This is a genomic window from Chryseobacterium sp. AG363 (assembly GCF_003610675.1).
GTDB classification, from domain to species: domain Bacteria; phylum Bacteroidota; class Bacteroidia; order Flavobacteriales; family Weeksellaceae; genus Chryseobacterium; species Chryseobacterium cucumeris.
In genome coordinates, this window is sequence record NZ_RAQF01000006.1 from 81,394 (window position 1) to 98,962 (window position 17,569).

At 36.6% G+C, this 17,569-nt stretch carries 13 protein-coding genes and 1 riboswitch; of the genes, 2 read left to right on the plus strand and 11 right to left on the minus strand.

The features are described from left to right. Positions 1-94: 94 nt before the first annotated feature. From DEU39_RS20710 to DEU39_RS20750, 9 genes are all read right to left on the minus strand, one after another. Positions 95-553 carry a heme-binding domain-containing protein gene (locus DEU39_RS20710; protein WP_120233230.1) on the minus strand — a complete coding sequence of 153 codons (459 nt, stop codon included), beginning with the start codon at positions 551-553 and terminating at the stop codon, positions 95-97. A 4-nt stretch (positions 554-557) separates the two neighbouring features. Further along, on the minus strand, positions 558-2,336 hold the full coding sequence (locus DEU39_RS20715; RefSeq protein ID WP_120233231.1) for an Ig-like domain-containing protein: 1,779 nt from the start codon (positions 2,334-2,336) through the stop codon (positions 558-560). Between the two features lie 25 nt (positions 2,337-2,361). Beyond that, positions 2,362-3,624, minus strand: coding sequence for a serine hydrolase domain-containing protein (locus DEU39_RS20720; RefSeq protein ID WP_120233232.1), 1,263 nt, complete (start codon positions 3,622-3,624; stop codon positions 2,362-2,364). A 181-nt stretch (positions 3,625-3,805) separates the two neighbouring features. Next, positions 3,806-4,735 carry a 2-hydroxyacid dehydrogenase gene (locus DEU39_RS20725; protein ID WP_120233233.1) on the minus strand — a complete coding sequence of 310 codons (930 nt, stop codon included), beginning with the start codon at positions 4,733-4,735 and terminating at the stop codon, positions 3,806-3,808. 45 nt (positions 4,736-4,780) lie between these two features. Then, positions 4,781-5,167, minus strand: a complete 387-nt coding sequence (locus DEU39_RS20730; RefSeq protein WP_120233327.1) for a GxxExxY protein — start codon at positions 5,165-5,167, stop codon at positions 4,781-4,783. Between the two features lie 76 nt (positions 5,168-5,243). After that, positions 5,244-5,786: an acyl-CoA thioesterase gene (locus DEU39_RS20735; protein WP_062675990.1), complete on the minus strand. Its 543-nt coding sequence runs from the start codon at positions 5,784-5,786 to the stop codon at positions 5,244-5,246. Next, positions 5,774-6,526: a hypothetical protein gene (locus DEU39_RS20740; RefSeq protein WP_120233234.1), complete on the minus strand. Its 753-nt coding sequence runs from the start codon at positions 6,524-6,526 to the stop codon at positions 5,774-5,776. The genes DEU39_RS20735 and DEU39_RS20740 overlap by 13 nt, the downstream gene beginning before the upstream one ends. A gap of 178 nt (positions 6,527-6,704) precedes the next feature. Next, positions 6,705-8,822, minus strand: a complete 2,118-nt coding sequence (locus DEU39_RS20745; RefSeq protein ID WP_120233235.1) for a TonB-dependent receptor — start codon at positions 8,820-8,822, stop codon at positions 6,705-6,707. Between the two features lie 101 nt (positions 8,823-8,923). Further along, a riboswitch (TPP riboswitch) is annotated at positions 8,924-9,015 on the minus strand. 264 nt (positions 9,016-9,279) lie between these two features. Further along, positions 9,280-10,050, minus strand: coding sequence for a WG repeat-containing protein (locus tag DEU39_RS20750; RefSeq protein ID WP_062676122.1), 771 nt, complete (start codon positions 10,048-10,050; stop codon positions 9,280-9,282). 287 nt (positions 10,051-10,337) lie between these two features. Between DEU39_RS20750 and DEU39_RS20755 the strand changes: the two genes are divergently transcribed. After that, positions 10,338-13,121 carry a bifunctional aconitate hydratase 2/2-methylisocitrate dehydratase gene (locus DEU39_RS20755; RefSeq protein WP_062675993.1) on the plus strand — a complete coding sequence of 928 codons (2,784 nt, stop codon included), beginning with the start codon at positions 10,338-10,340 and terminating at the stop codon, positions 13,119-13,121. A gap of 315 nt (positions 13,122-13,436) precedes the next feature. Next, on the plus strand, positions 13,437-15,704 hold the full coding sequence (locus DEU39_RS20760; protein ID WP_120233328.1) for an aconitate hydratase: 2,268 nt from the start codon (positions 13,437-13,439) through the stop codon (positions 15,702-15,704). A gap of 145 nt (positions 15,705-15,849) precedes the next feature. Here the strand turns inward: DEU39_RS20760 and DEU39_RS20765 are convergent, their stop codons facing one another. Continuing rightward, the gene (locus DEU39_RS20765) at positions 15,850-16,527 is read right to left on the minus strand and encodes a LytR/AlgR family response regulator transcription factor (protein WP_062675994.1); all 678 of its coding nucleotides are present in this window, start codon (positions 16,525-16,527) and stop codon (positions 15,850-15,852) included. Further along, complete coding sequence (locus DEU39_RS20770) at positions 16,520-17,539, minus strand: sensor histidine kinase (RefSeq protein ID WP_062675995.1); 1,020 nt, start codon at positions 17,537-17,539, stop codon at positions 16,520-16,522. Before DEU39_RS20770 ends, DEU39_RS20765 begins: the two co-directional genes overlap by 8 nt. Positions 17,540-17,569: the final 30 nt, after the last annotated feature.

Here is a 17,569-nt window from a genome sequence, read left to right on the forward strand (position 1 = left end):
AATATTCTCCCGCAGATTTTACAGACCGGACAGATATTTGTTTTAAATAATCTGCTTAGTTTGTAAAATCTGCGGGAGTTTTCTATGATAGAAACTAGTAGGTTTTAGTCTTCAGCATTTCTTCAAAATACTGAATCAGCAATGCTCTTTCCGCTTCTGAAAGATTGGCTTCTTTATGATAAACAATATAACCCGGCATCGGCATTGTTTTGTTCTGAATGGTCTGAACGGATTTAGTCAGCATATTTTCCTTCAGATCCTTATTATATGTTCCCCAGACAGAAAAATTAAGATGTTCGCGACCTTCATTCACGTGACTCTTCACAGACCATGAAACGGGAGCAATAAAAGCATATTTCGGATAAACCGTTTCATTGGAATGACAGTCATAGCATGCATTTTTAAGCAGCGTTCTGATCTTTTCCGGTGATTTCCTTGCATCAACAAAGTTTTCCTTCTTATCCACAGGCTGATTGGTTCTATCGATAGGAAAGAACTGAATCAGGGCAAACGCCACCAATGTCCAGAATATTATTTTCTTAGCGATCTTCATCAACTTACTTTACTGGCGTTAAAACAGCATTTTGAGATTTTAATTCTTTTTTAGCTTCCTGTTTCACTTCAGTCGCAGCTGGTGGTGTTTCCACTACAGGAATTGCTACAGCGGGCGTAGCTCCTTTAGGATTATCAAGTGTTCTGGTATCCTTCAGATCCCACTCTTCTCTTGTTTCCCATAGACCTCTAATGATCACTTTTTTATAGAAAACATAGGCATCTTCAGCAAAAACATCATTTGCAAAATCTGCTTCATCCCAATATTTATTCCCGTTATTATCTACCAGAATTCTCACAATATATTCTCCAGGTTTCAGGATATCAAATTTTACTTTGTCTCCTTTTATATATCTCTGATAAGCAATTTTATCTGAAGAATCCAGCAGCTGAATCCAATAATTTGTCGTAGGTGCATTAGAAATGGAGAATTCAACACTTCCAAACTGGTCTATCTTGTCAACATCAAAATCGAAACGCTTAGACTGAGTATTTTTTGCATAGAAAGAGGATACGGTTTCTTTAGGTACGGTAAGCTCATAACTTTTCCCCATTACAAAATCTGACTGAACCTGAATCTGATAAGGATTTGTTTCTGAAATTCTCGCAGTAAATGGTAACGATGTTAAACTGTCTCCTTTCATCTTAAGTGTCCATTTTGAAGGATCTATTTTATCAACGATATAATTGGAAGATATCCTAAAATCTGACTTTGGAGCTAATGATTCACCTCCATTATCACTGTTGAGATCCATGACATTCTTTTTATTGTATCTGTAAAATAAAGACACGCTGTAGGCACTGTCTTTTTTCAGACCTTTATTATGGGTGAATATCAGTTTTTCATTGGCGTCCTGCCCTACATTATCTTTTACCGCATCAAACCAGATTCTTACAGAGTCTGATTTCGGAGTATGGGTTATTTTTACATCTTTCAGTTTCTCATTCAGCGACTGAACTTTTACTTCGTCAGGATTTCCTTCAAAAGTCATCAGAACACCGCCTGAGATTTCTTTCATTTCAACATACTTTACAGCCTTTTTGGAAGGATATACTTTTAAGTTTAACCCTGAAATAGATTTCTCAAAATTGATGGGATCTTTCTGGAAACCTACTTTTTCTTTACCCGGATCATACATAGAATTTCCATTCTCGTCTTCAAAAGCAATAATTTTATATTTCCCAGGAGTCAGATAGTTTAATTCGTAATATCCGTCTTCATCTACCTTCGTGATATAGTAAGGTTTTTTCTTGTAATCCATTGTATCTTTTAGCTGATACAATCCTACGACAAGTTTATTTTCTGCTGTAGTTCCTTCTTTCTTTTTAGTATTGAGAGCATCCTTCACTTCACCGCTGATATAAAGATCGTCCAATTTATCTCCTGTAGAAAAAGCAAAATTGAAATACCTTAGTATATTGGATTCGTTATTATCAACAATTGAGTTTCCAAAATTGAAATTATACGTTGTATTAGCCTGAAGGGTATCTGACCATTGAATCAGAACAAATTTGTTGGCAATATTGGACGGAAGAATCCTCGTTATCCCTTTAATGGGAGGTGAAATAATCAGGTTTTTATTGATATCCTTCAACGTCACATATTCATCAAAATCCAGACGGAGCTGGTGAATATCTCTTTTGACATTAATTCTTGTTGTATCAATGTTTGAACTTAAAAATTTCGGTGCCAGAGTATCTTTAGGCCCTCCAACAGGAGATCCTACTCTTGCACATGAATGTACAAGAAAACAGATAATGAGTAATAAAAGAAACCTTTTCATGAAAATGTTTAGGCAAAAGTAAACATTATTCTCCAAAAACTTCCTGTTCGGAATTCAAAGTATCTTTATTGTCGTGCATCACCGTATGAAGTTTCTCTTTCTGTAAAGGGAAATCTTCAAATAATCCTGATAATGCAAGAGCTGTATATACTTTGTTTGAATATTTATTTCCAATAGCTACAATGGTAACCTTAGATTTTAAAAGATGGGCAAATACCGAGTTGGTGCCATGCCACCATCCGTTGTGATAGGTCAGCTTCTCGCCATTATCGAATATTTTCATTCTGAATCCTAATCCATAATTATTCATTCCTGCTTTTTCATTGCTGTAAGGAGTGAATACCATTTGCATCAGTTCCGGTTTCAGGAAATTTTTCGAAAACATTGCTTTTGAGAAGTTGTATAAATCTCTTGGTGTCGTGTACACATTTTTATCTCCGTAAATCAGATCAAGTCTGTCTAAAGGATACAACTTATTTCCTCCATAATAGAAAGACTGCGAAGCTGTAGGAATATCTTTTTCCTGGAAGATGTACGTGTTATTCATTTTCAGTGGTGTGAAAACCATTTCTTTCATCGCCTGAGGGAAAGGAGTTTTAGTCACTTTCTCAATTAATAAAGCCAATAAAGCAAAATTCGTATTGCAATACATAAATCCTGTATCCGTATCTCTTGCCAGATCAGGTTTATATTTGATGATCATATTCAATACATCTTCGTTGGTAATAAAAGGCTTGGAAAGTTCTGCCGGAGCAGGTTGTATCTTGGTAATAAAATATTCATATTTTGGAAGACCGCTTCTTTGATCCAATAAAGTCTGAACGGTAACATTCGGATAGGGAAATCCTGGAAAAAACTGCGTAAGGTGATCCGTTAATTTTATTTTTCCGGCCTCTATAAGCTTCATCATGGCCATTGCCGTTAAAGTCTTTGAAACTGAAGCAACGTGCAAAGGTGTATTTTTATCTATTGGCATTTGGTTTCCTTCTCTTCCGAAACCTCTGTAATTTTCATACAGGATTTCATCACCTTTGGCAACAAGAATTCCACCACTAAGGTCTCCTCCTTCCCATATTTTTTTGTAATACTGATCTATATAACTTACGGTAGTTTGTCTGTTCAAAAGCTGTCCGTCACCCTTTGTAAAAATATCACTCAGATCTACATTTCCATAGTTGGGCAGATTGGTTGTATTTTCAGCCGAAACTTCTTTGGCTTCAGACTTTTTTTTACAGGAAAATATTGATAATAGAACAGTTAAAATAAGTACAAAATTACGCGTCGTCATGTGATTCAAAAATGAGCGGCAATTTAATAAAACTCAAAATAAATAATAAATATGAGGTGGATATTATGAATTATTTAACATAAGTGAAGTAGAAAAGTAAAATGTTAAAGGGTAAAATCATCATAAAAGGCGGATTTACTTTTTGTATATCCGCCTTTTATATTTTATTTTTTTAAATATCTTAACAATGTGAAGCCACAATTTTATCTACAATAAACTGAGCCAGTTTTTCTTTACTTTGATGGGTCCATCCGGCAATATGGGGTGTGACAATAGCTTTCTCTGATTCAAGAAGATATTTCAGATCTTCATTTTCTGATTCAATGTTCTCAAAAGAAGACTTTTCATATTCCAAAACATCCAGACAAGCACCTTTCACTTTTCCTGATTTCAATGCTTGTACTAAACTTTTAGTTTCAACATTCTTTCCTCTTGCAGTATTCACAAAATAAAACTCCTTTTTCATTTCTGCAATGAATGTTTCATCTATAAGATAATGGGTTTCCGCAGTTAAAGGAATGTGTAAGCTCACAATCTCTGCAGACTGCTTCAATTCATCCAATGAAACCTGTACTGCATATTCATCAGAAAGATCAGGAAGAATATCATGGAAAATCACCTTACATCCGAATCCTGAAAGTCTTTTCGCAGTAGCTTTTCCCATATTACCATATCCAATTAATCCTACTGTTTTCCCCAACAGCTCATCTCCTCTGTTTTCTTCACGTTTCCAGATCCCGTTTTTCACTTCCTGAGAAGCAATAAAAAGTCTGTTCATGATCACCAGAAGCATTCCCACTACATGCTCAGCCACAGAATCTCTGTTTCCTTCAGGAGAATTGATCAATTGAATTCCCAGTTTTTCTGCAACAGGAATATCAATATTTTCCATTCCGGCTCCTACTCTGGCAATGAACTTCAGGTTCTTCCCTTTTTCCAGAAAGTTTTTGTCTAGTGGAATACGGCTTCTGATAATAATTCCGTCATATTTCTCAATTTTATCACAAACCTCATCATAAGACGATGTAAAATCCTCTTCTAAAATAAAATTCTGAGCCAAAAGCTGTTCAGTGATGAGAGGATGGTTTTTATCTAAAAGAAGTATTTTCATAGTTTAAACACAAATGACACTAATTTATTTCACAAATAGCACAAATTATAAAGTACCGTTAATTACTCTCTTAACACCATTTTTAAACTGAAGTGTATTGAAGTTGATCAACATCCCAAGTTTACAATTACTGAGGCGAAGGTAGGTAAGTATTTGCGCTAAATGAATATCCTGTAATGATTCTATAGATTTTATTTCCAGCACAAATTTTTCCTCAATCAAAAAGTCAAGTCTATAACCAACATCCATTTTAACTTCATCATAAATTAATGGCATCGGTTTTTGTCTTTCTACAAGAATATCATGTTTACTTAATTCATAAAACAGGCATTCTTCATAAGCACTTTCCAAAAGTCCAGGTCCTAAAGACTTATGAACTGTATACCCTGCTTCGTAGACTATTTTTGATATATCATTTTCTGAAATATCCATTTTGCTTATTTTTTTCATCTGACTGAGCACAAACCATTTGTGAAAATTTGTGCCAGTCATTTGTGTTTTTTGTGTTTTATTTCTTGTCTTTCTTAGACTCCTGCGGTTCCTGGAATAGTTTTTTAAGCTCTACAGACTCCAAAGGCTTCATTCTTCCGGAAAGGATCAATGAAAGTTCTTTTCTACGGAATGCTGCGGCAAATCTTTCTTTTTCTTCCTCTGTTTCAGGAATCATTTCCGGAATAGGAATTGGACGGTTGAATTCATCTACTGCAACGAAAGTATAAATCCCGGCATTCGTATGAACTTTTTTCTGATTGATAGGATCATCCAACCATACATCTACATACACTTCCATGGAAGTGGAAAATGCTCTGGAAACTTTAGATTCAAGCACCACAACTCCTCCTTCCGGAATCGGATGGTTGAAAGATACGTGGTTTACAGAAGCTGTAACTACTCTTCTTTCGCAGTGTCTTGCTGCAGAAATAGACGCACAACGGTCCATTTTTGCTAAAAGTTCACCACCGAAAAGGTTTCTTAGAGAATTGGTTTCGTTCGGAAGAACGATATTGGTCATAATAGTCAGAGATTCTGACGCTTTTTTTATTTTTGCCATCTAGTCTTAGTGTTGTTTGAGACAGCCGGGGCAGATTGTTTTACTTTTCCGGCGGGTTTTACTAATGAATCTTTTTTCAAAGAATCTGAAACGGATGTTTCCGGGGTATGTACCATTACTTTCACCGTATCTTTTACAATTCTATGGGTGGAAGTCTGTACAGAAACATTATTGAAAGATTTTTTTCCAAAAAGAAGTTCCTGTTGGCTAAACGCCAGGTATAAAATCCCAAGAACCGGAATAACCAGAAGGAAAATCCAAAGAATTGTTTTTTTGAATTTAAAATCCTTTTCGCGATTCACTGTGGTATTCACTTTTTCCCCGTTATTGATATCTGAGAATCTGATTTCTTCCAATCCGTAAAAGTCCGGACGTCCGGATTCTATTCTTTTTCCCTTGAAATGAGTGTGTCCTTCTTCAATGAAGACTGTTCCAAGGTTTTGAATTTCAAGAACCTGTTCGGCCTGAAGTTTTTTCTTCCAAAAATCAGTCTGAATTTTAAGATCACTTTTTGAAGCTTCCAGAGACATTTGTTTTTGTTCTGCAATAAAAGCAGCAAGATCTTCAGTCTGTACTTCGTAATCTATTGTAAACTCAATCTGACTGGCCGGAGGCAGAATGCTTCCGTTTTCAGAATTAATAATTGCCTTAGAATTTTTCAGTGAAAACACCCCAAAGCCTGGAACTGTGGCAGTTCCAAATTGTTTTAAGTATTCTAAAATATATGCTGAAATATTCATTTGGCAGCAAATTTATAACTTTTTCGGGACTTTTTGTAATATTTAATGGATATAAAAAAGACTGCCGAAACAGTCTTTTACTTATTCTGTAGTAAAACAGATATACTGTTATTCAAACTGCTTTTTTTAAGCTTAAAAAGGTCAAAACTGTTAAAAAGCAAAAAGGCCGATTTGTCAATTACTGAATTTTCCAGCTCACTCCAAACATAAAATTCGTTCCTGCCTGAGAAAAATAATAAGGCTGCCCATCATAAACAGATCCGTTATTCACATATTTCTTATTGAACAGGTTATTCACCAATAACTTCAATGCAATTTCATTATTGGCAATTTTAAACTGGTACTGAGCATTGAAATCTGTAAGGAAATAATCTTTAAGCTGCAGATTGGCATCTTCGGTATTATCCAGATATTGTTTTCCTACATACTGATTCATTAAAGCAAACTGGAAATTTTTTGTAGGATTGAATTTCAAGCCTAAATTGGCTATAACATTTGGAGAAAATGAAATCTGAGTATTTCCAAGGCTTTTAGGAACATCACCATTCTGAATATTAAAATCCTGATTTCTGTTCTGGCTTAATGTTACGTTACCGGAAACCTCCCATTGTTTGGATAGTTTTGCCAAAGCACCAACCTCAATACCTCTTCTGTAGCTCTTCCCTGAATTTGTTCTGATAAATGCCCCTACGTTATTCAGTTCTCCGTTCAGAACCAATTGGTTCACATAATACATATAATACACATTCGCAGTAAAAGAAACGATTCCGAACTGTTTTTCAAAACCGGCTTCAATATCGTGAAGCTTTTCTGCTTTTACATCATTATTAACCATCAGATCGTCTCTGTTGGGTTCACGATGGGCGTGGGCGTAAGAAAGGAATATTTTACCTCCGTCAATTCTGTAATTTACTCCAGCTTTTGGATTAAAAAACAGCCAGTTTTTACTTAAATCTGCTCCTTCACCATCACCAGCCGTCAGAATCTTTGTGTTGTAATTTATTTTTCTGAGCTGCAAATCACCAAAGAATTCAAAATTATTCAATCTTAATAAAGCTTTTGCAAAACCAGACACCTCATTCTTTACAGAGCGATTTCTGTAATATTCGCTTTCATCAATCTGAGGAAAAAATACTCCTGTTACATTTCCATAGTGTCTTCCGTAATACTGATTGACCACAGCACCAAAGTTCAAATCTAAATTTTCAAACTTTCCGTACAATGTAGAAACCATTCCGTAGAAATCGTTATTCAGCCATTTTTTTCTGATAAAGTCTGAAGCTTTTATCGTTTCTCCTCCTTCTGTTATATTGGGAAGGTTATATCTTGAAAAAGGATCTCCCTGCTTGTAGTTTTCATAATATCCCTTTCCTTTTGTATAGTGGAACGTGGTTTCCAGATTCCAGCGGTCGCTGAATTTCTGTTCCCACAGCAACTGATAATGATTCTGTCTGTAGTTATCCGTTTCATTATCATAGAAACTTACAATATTCTCCCAGTTGGCATCATAAATGGCCCCTGAAATATTGAATTTGGGATCAGTCTCCCAGGTTTTACGATCAATCCCGTTCCATGCCTGATACGTTTTCTCTTTTCCACCAAAAGCCATTAAACGTAATTTCGTATTTCCTTCTTCAAATAAGGCAGTGAAATTATAAGAATGTAAGTTGGATGAAGCTCTGTCGATGTATCCGTCAGAATGAATATGAGTATATCTTCCCATCACAGAAAGTCGGTTTTTCCAGAATTTCCCTGAGCCAATTTCTGCTGAATATTTATAAGTATTAAATGATCCGTAGCTGTCATCCGTTTTAAAATAAAATTTCTCTTCAGGATCCTTAGAAAGTACGTTAATACTTGCTCCGAAGGCAGAAACCCCGTTATTGGAAGTTCCTACTCCTCTCTGAATGACAATCTGTGAGGCAGAACTTGTCAAATCCGGAACGTTGACAAAAAAGGTTCCCTGACTTTCAGAGTCGTTGTATGGAACACCGTTCATCATAACATTGATGGCACTTCCTGAAACACCACGGATTCTGAAACCGGTATATCCTACTCCGTTTCCGGCATCTGACGTCGAAATAATGGAAGTTTGATTTTTCAAAAGAATAGGAAGATCCTGTCCCAGATTCTTACTGTCCAGATCTTTCTGTACATTGATGATTTCCTTTGCTACCGGAAGCCTTTTGGTAAAGTTGACTGCTTCAATTTCCCTCACCTTTAGGGAATCTTTATTCTGAGCCTGTATAAAAGCTACTGAGCCTACACTAAGCCCTAAAAAAAATAATCCTTTCATTCTATAAATCTTTAATATTTAATGAATAAAAGGGGTTGAGCAATAATGTAACAATTTTATTAATTTAACAGTCTAGCAATTGGTATATTGTTATACTGTTTCATTGGTACATTTTCAATTCCCTAAACAGCATTACCTGTTCCAGGTTCATTGGGTATAATCTCAGCCTGTTAAAGCACCCCTTTATTTCAGCCGCAAAATTACAAAAAATATATGAACTGCGATCGGGTTACGAGATGTGGGCTTCTGAATATCAGATTACGTGGTAAATAAATAGTTACAGAATGGAAAAAACACTATGAAAAATAGGAGTTATCAAATGAATCATTCATCATTTATCATTCATCATTTATCATTTATCATTCATCATTCATCATTCATCATTCATCATTCATCATTCATCATTCATCATTCATCATTCATCATTCATCATTCATCATTCATCATTTATAATTATTTAGTAAGTTTTGTTGTTGGCATCGATATAGTAGTAATTCGAGCCGTCTTTTGTCACTTCAAACATCTTACCGAGTTTCCAGCTGAAGTTTCTTTTAATATTGGAATATTCAAACGGAATAATAACTTTATTGTTAACATCAATGATTCCAAATTTATCATTATTGGAAGCAACAATCATTGGATTAGCTACATCATCCCCTTCAAGAATGAACAGATACTGATATTGAGGATAGATCTGATATTGTCTGTAATCTGCGGCATTTACAAATTTTGATTTTTCAATGATTCCGTAAAAACCATTAAGGATATAAGCCTGGAATAACTGTTGTTTATATTCTTCAAATTTACATTTTCCAAAATCGGTATCTTTAAACTGATAGACTCTCTTCCCGGACTTATCTATACGGTAAGAAATCATATTTTTCTCCACCGTAGCATAGTCTTTTGTTCCAAATTTTCTCACTTTTTCATTAGGAGAATTCAGAAGGTTGCAGTCTTCATAAAAAAATACGGCAATATGATATTCCGGCTGGATAATAAATTTCCCGTTCTGATTGACATACCCGAACTGATCTCCTTTTTTCTTAGGAATCAAAACAGGAAGATCTTTGTTGATCACCACCAGGTCAGCATTAGGTTTGCTGGCTGAAGCTGCTTTTTTAGCCGTGGTTTTCGGTCCTTTCTTCGCAGGGATTTTCTTCACAGATCGGGTCTGTGAGAAAACGAAAATCGAAATAAAAACACATAAAACATTCAGGATATTTTTCATATTCTCCATTTGATTACAAAAATACGACCAAAAATAGATATTATAAAATTCATATTTATAAAGAATCTAAATAATTTCATTCTTATAAAATTGTAAAATTTCGTAATTTTGGGAACATTTTGAAATGTTTGATAATTTTAAAAAACTTTTGAAAAAGTGTAGATTATGCTGACTTTATTCGGTTAATGTTGCATCAAAATGCGAGAACTCAAAATGTCATTAATTGTATTTATACACCCCGGTAAAGAAAAAGCAGGCCTACCTTTAATTTTGAAAGACCTTCTATTATGAGTATTTATAAGGATTACATCAAAGAGATTGAAGAAAGAAAAACCCAGGGGCTTCATCCAAAGCCAATTGATGGTGCTGAATTACTAAGCGAAATCATTGCACAAATTAAAGATTCAGGTAATGCTGACCGACCGGACTCTCTTAAATTTTTCATTTATAACACACTACCCGGAACAACAAGTGCAGCGGGAGTAAAAGCAAAATTTTTAAAAGAAATTATTCTGGGTGAATCCGTAGTAGAAGAAATTTCCCCGGCATTTGCCTTTGAATTATTATCTCATATGAAAGGCGGACCTTCTATTGAGGTGCTGCTGGACCTTGCTTTAGGTAATGATGCAGCTATTGCCAAAGAAGCTGCCAACGTTCTTAAAACTCAGGTTTTCCTTTATGAAGCAGATACGAACCGTCTGAAAGAAGCATTCAACAGCGGAAACGAAATTGCAAAAGAAATCCTTGAAAGCTACGCAAAAGCTGAATTCTTCACTAAACTTCCTGAAGTTGCTGAAGAAATTAAAGTAGTTACTTATATTGCTGGTGAAGGAGATATTTCTACAGATTTACTTTCTCCGGGTAATCAGGCTCACTCAAGATCAGACCGTGAACTTCATGGAAAATGTATGATCACTCCTGAAGCTCAGGAAGAAATCAAAGCTTTACAGGCAAAGCATCCTGATGCAAGCGTTATGCTGATCGCTGAAAAAGGAACAATGGGTGTTGGATCATCCAGAATGTCCGGAGTAAACAACGTGGCTCTTTGGACAGGAAAACAGGCCAGCCCATATGTACCATTCGTTAACATTGCTCCTATTGTAGGAGGAACAAACGGTATTTCTCCGATCTTCCTTACCACAGTAGACGTTACCGGAGGTATCGGTATTGACCTTAAAAACTGGGTAAAGAAAGTTGACGAAAACGGAAACCCGGTTCGTAATGAAAACGGTGACATTGTTCTTGAAGAAGCATATTCAGTAGCAACAGGAACTGTTTTAACAATCAATACAAAAGAAAAGAAATTATATAACGGCGACCAGGAACTGATCGACCTTACCAAATCTTTCACTCCGCAAAAGATGGAATTCATCAGAGCAGGAGGATCTTACGCGGTCGTATTTGGTAAAAAACTACAGACATTTGCTGCTCAGGTTTTAGGTATTGAAGCGCCGACGGTTTTTGCTCCTTCAAAAGAAATTTCTCATGAAGGACAGGGACTTACTGCTGTAGAAAAGATTTTCAACAGAAATGCTGTGGGAACTACCCCAGGAAAAGTTCTGCACGCCGGATCAGACGTTCGTGTCAAAGTGAATATTGTAGGTTCACAGGATACCACAGGGCTTATGACTGCTCAGGAGCTTGAATCTATGGCCGCAACTGTAATCTCTCCTACTGTAGACGGAGCTTACCAGTCGGGATGTCACACCGCTTCGGTTTGGGATAAAAAAGCTCAGGCTAACATTCCTAAGCTGATGAAATTCATGAACGAGTTTGGACTGATTACAGCCCGTGACCCGAAAGGTGAATACCACGCCATGACTGACGTTATCCACAAAGTTCTTAATGACATCACTGTTGACGAGTGGGCCATCATCATTGGTGGTGACTCTCACACAAGAATGTCCAAAGGAGTAGCTTTCGGAGCAGACTCAGGAACTGTGGCTCTTGCTTTGGCTACAGGTGAAGCATCAATGCCAATTCCGGAATCTGTAAAAGTAACCTTCAAAGGAAACATGAAAGAACACATGGATTTCCGTGATGTGGTTCATGCTACACAGGCTCAGATGTTGAAGCAGTTTGGAGGAGAAAACGTATTCCAGGGTAGAATCATTGAAGTTCACATCGGAACACTTCCTGCTGACCAGGCATTTACCTTTACAGACTGGACTGCTGAAATGAAAGCAAAAGCTTCTATCAACATTTCTGAAGATAATACTTTGATCGAATCACTGGAAATTGCAAAAGGCAGAATCCAGATCATGATCGATAAGGGTATGGATAACCACAACAAAGTTCTTCAGGGATTAATTGACAAAGCAAATAAGAGAATTGAAGAGATCAGATCAGGAGAAAAACCTGCTTTAACTCCGGATTCAAATGCTAAATATTACGCTGAAGTAGTTGTAGATCTTGACGTAATTGTCGAGCCAATGATTGCTGACCCGGATGTAAACAATGATGATGTATCCAAGAGATATACTCACGATACCATCAGAGATCTTTCTTACTATGGTGGTGAGAAAAAAGTAGACCTTGGTTTCGTAGGATCTTGTATGGTTCACAAAGGAGACCTTAAGATTGTTTCTCAAATGCTTAGAAACATTGAAAAGCAACAAGGTAAGGTAGAATTCAGTGCTCCTCTTGTAGTAGCAGCCCCTACTTACAACATCATTGATGAATTAAAGGCAGAAGGAGACTGGGAATTATTAGAAAAATATTCAGCTTTTGAATTTGATGATAACGCTCCAAAAGGAGAGGCCCGTGTTGAATATAAAAACGTAATGTACCTTGAGCGTCCTGGATGTAACCTTTGTATGGGTAACCAGGAAAAAGCAGCTAAAGGAGATACTGTTTTAGCAACATCTACCCGTCTTTTCCAGGGAAGAGTAGTGGAAGATTCTGAACGTAAAAAAGGAGAATCTCTGCTTGCTTCAACTCCGGTTGTTGTTCTTTCTGCGATTATCGGAAGAATTCCTAGCATTGATGAGTACAAAGCTGCAGTGGAAGGAATCGACCTTACTACTTTCGTTCCTTCTATTAAAGAATTAACAAGTACAAGCGCTCACTAAGAGATTGATAATAAGTCGCAAGACTACTGAATAACTATATTATTGGAAGATTTTAGTCCTTAAGGATTTAAAATCTTCCAATTTTTTGTTTAGAACGTTTCTATTTTAAGATAATTACGTTTTTTTTTCGATAAAAGCTGGAAAATAAATTCTAATTTTTCTTAAATTGAAAGTTATAAAATCTATTGATTTCAGAATCAAAAACACCCTGTTTATGGATTATAGGAACGTTTTTTGATGCATAGATAAGTGATTTTCTTTTTCAACACAGGGAAAAGAAGCATTAACGGAACAAGAACAAAACTAAAATACGATATGACTTTTGATATTGATATGATCAAAAAGGTGTACGAACGTTACCCTGAAAGAATTGCAGCAGCAAGACAAATCGTGGGAAAACCTCTTACCCTTTCAGAAAAAATCCTTTACACCCACCTTTGGGAAGGAAATGCTACACAAGCGTATGAACGAGGAAACTCTTATGTGGACTTTGCACCGGACAGAGTAGCGATGCAGGATGCTACCGCACAGATGGCACTTTTACAGTTTATGCAGGCAGGAAAAGCTAAAGTGGCTGTTCCTTCTACTGCTCACGCGGATCACCTTATCCAGGCTAAAGTAGGTGCTGATAAAGACTTACAGGAAGGGATCAACAAAAACTCCGAAGTATTCAACTTCTTAAGCTCTGTATGTGATAAATACGGAATCGGATTCTGGAAACCGGGAGCAGGTATCATTCACCAGGTTGTACTGGAAAATTATGCCTTCCCTGGAGGAATGATGATTGGTACCGACTCGCATACGGTAAACGCCGGCGGATTGGGAATGGTAGCTATTGGTGTAGGAGGTGCTGATGCAGTAGACGTAATGGCAGGAATGGCCTGGGAGCTTAAAATGCCTAAACTTATCGGGGTAAAATTAACCGGTAAAATGAATGGATGGACTTCTGCAAAAGACGTGATCTTAAAAGTTGCCGGAATTCTTACCGTAAAGGGAGGTACAGGCTGTATCGTGGAATATTTCGGTGAAGGTGCAGAATCTCTTTCCGCAACGGGTAAAGGTACGATCTGTAACATGGGTGCTGAAATCGGGGCTACCACGTCTACTTTCGGATATGATGATTCTATGAGAAGATATCTTTCCGCTACAGGAAGACAGGACGTAGTAGATGCCGCTGATAAAATTGCAGAGCACTTAACAGGTGATGCTGAAGTATATGCTAACCCTGAACAATATTTCGATCAATTAATAGAAATCAACCTTTCTGAACTGACTCCTCACTTAAACGGACCTTTCACTCCGGACTTAGCGACTCCTGTTGCTGAATTCAGAGCTAAAGCTGAAGCTAACGGATGGCCGTTAGAAGTGGAATGGGCGCTTATCGGTTCTTGTACCAACTCTTCTTATGAAGATTTATCAAGAGCTGCATCCATTGTAGAGGATGCAGTGTCAAAAGGGGTAAAACCTAAAGCAATCTTAGGAATCAACCCTGGTTCTGAGCAGGTGAAATTTACAGCGGAAAGAGACGGATTCTTAGATTCTTTCAGAAAATTTGAAAACGCAAGAATCTTTACCAACGCTTGTGGACCATGTATCGGACAATGGGACAGAGAAGGTGCGGAAAAAGGAGAGAAAAACTCTATTATCCATTCTTTCAACAGAAACTTTGCAAAAAGAGCTGACGGTAACCCAAACACCCACGCATTTGTAGCTTCTCCTGAAATGGTAGCTGCTGTAGCGATCTCAGGAAGACTGGACTTTAACCCGATTACTGATACTTTAACGAACGAAGCTGGCGAACAGGTAAAACTTAACGAGCCTAGAGGTTTCGAACTTCCTTCAAAAGGATTTGCTGTAGATGATAACGGATATCAGGCACCATCAGAAGATGGCTCAAGCGTTGTTGTTAATGTAAGCCCAACTTCAGACAGACTTCAGTTATTGGAAGAATTCCCTGCATGGGATGGTAAAAACATTACCGGAGCAAGAGTATTGATCAAAGCTTTCGGAAAATGTACTACCGACCACATTTCTATGGCTGGACCATGGCTGAAATACAGAGGTCACCTGGATAATATTTCAAACAACATGTTGATTGGAGCAGTGAATGCTTACAACATGGAAACCAATAAAGTTAAAAATGAATTAACCGGTGAATACGGTGAAGTTCCGGCTGTACAAAGAGCTTATAAAGCAGCAGGTATCCCGACAATCGTTGTAGGAGACCAGAACTATGGTGAAGGTTCTTCCAGAGAACACGCAGCCATGGAACCAAGACATCTTGGTGTGAAAGCTGTATTGGTAAAATCATTCGCGAGAATCCACGAAACGAACCTTAAAAAACAGGGAATGCTTGGAATTACTTTCGCTAATGAGGCAGACTATGACAAGATCCTGGAAGATGATGTTGTTAATTTCTTAGATCTTGATCAATTCGCTCCAGGAAAACAACTGACTTTAGAATTCATTCATACCGATGGAACTAAAGATATCATTATGGCCAACCATACTTACAATGATCAGCAAATTGATTGGTTTAAGGCCGGTTCAGCGCTAAATCTGATCAAACAACAGGAAAAATAAGATTAATTGTTAGATTAATTAATAGAAAGGCGGCTTCAACTGAAGTCGTCTTTTTTTATTTCAACTTACTAGATCTGAACTTGTTAAATATTCTAAACCTTACTGGTTTTAGAAACCTGTCTCAAATGAATATCCCGATATTTTATCACTTTAATCTATCCAAAAGACCTGCCCTATAACTTTCTCCAATAGGAATCTCGTATTCAGGAAGAATCACTTTTTTCGCTCCAATACTTTTGACTTTATCCAGGTTGACGATGAAAGATTTATGAATCCGAACAAATGTTGCAGGAAGCTGGTTTTCCATTGATTTAAGAGTATCCAGAACGATAAACTCATCATTTTCAGTCCGGATATTGACATAGTCTTTTATACTTTCAATATAAAGAATCGTCTGAAAGCCGATACGATGCCTCTGCCCGGAAGATTTTACAAAGAAATGGGTATTTTCTTCCTGTGGAAAAGAAAATCGCTCCTGAGCCTTTAATACACTCTTTTGAAATCTTTCAAATGAAATAGGCTTCAGCAGGTAATCCACTACATTATGCTCATATCCTTCCAAGGCATACTCTGAATAAGCCGTTGTCAGAATATACTTTTGATCAGGTCCTACAATCTTCATAAAATTGATTCCTGTAAGCTCAGGCATCTGAATATCAAGAAAGATGAGGTCGGAATCATTTTTTTGCAGATACTCCAAGGCCAGAATAGGATTCTCTGTTGAAAATACCAATTCAAGAAAGGGAATCTTCTCTACATAATGTTCCAGAAGAGAGATGGCCAGCGGCTCATCATCCACAATGATGCATTTTATCTTATTCATCCCTTAAATCAATTTTTAAGTCTACAATAAATTCCGTCTCGGAATCTTTGATCTCAAGCTGGTGTTTAGGATACAATATTTCCAGTCTTTTTTTTACATTCTGAATTCCTATTCCAGAAACGGTGTCTTTCATTTTCTGTGTTTTAAAATTTAAAAGATAAAAATGCAGCACCTTATCATGATCTGAAATTTTCATATCAAAACCCTTATCACGAAAATCACCATGTTTAAAGGCATTCTCAACAAAAGGAACCAACAGCATGGGTGAGATCTTCAGATGAGGGTGTTGAATATCCTTTTGTATACTCAACAGTTCAGGATTTCTGATTCTAAGCTTCTCCAGCGCAATCAGACTGTCTATATATCCAATTTCCTTATCCAAAGAAATTGAGTCTTTTTCAAGATCTTTGGTACTGTATCTTAGCAATTGCCCAAGTTCTTCAATGGCCGGAAGTGCTTTATCTGACTTTTGATACACCAAAGAGTAAATATTATTTAATGAATTAAAAATAAAATGAGGATTGATCTGAGTCTTCAGTGCCTGTAACTCTGCCTGTTTTTTTTCAATCAGAAGTTGTTTTTTATCATTTTCAGCAACTCCGTATTTCTCCACGATCCACAAAATTCCGGCAATGAAAACCGTCAGTGAAGCATTGTAAATATTATCTGTCAAATAATATAAAAGTCCGGTATCTTTATTATAATTTCTGAATCCAAGAGTAATTGGAAGCAGTACTTCTTCTATTCCATACCGAATGACACCAAAGCTTAATATAGAGATTAAAAAAACTAAAACTGCAGAATAAAGTTTCTCAAGATTTAATACTTTCGGAATAATAACAAGATACAAAAGATAAAAAGTAGAGATTTCAGTAATAAAATAGGTAAAGTTCAGCACATACGTTTCAAATCCCCTTCGCTCAGGGAAAAAGAAATAAGGCGTAATGTTGTTCCCTATAAAATTGAAACACCAATAAAAAATCTGAAGCCAGATAATTTGCTTTTTATTCATATTCAAATATAAATCACTGTAGCGATACTC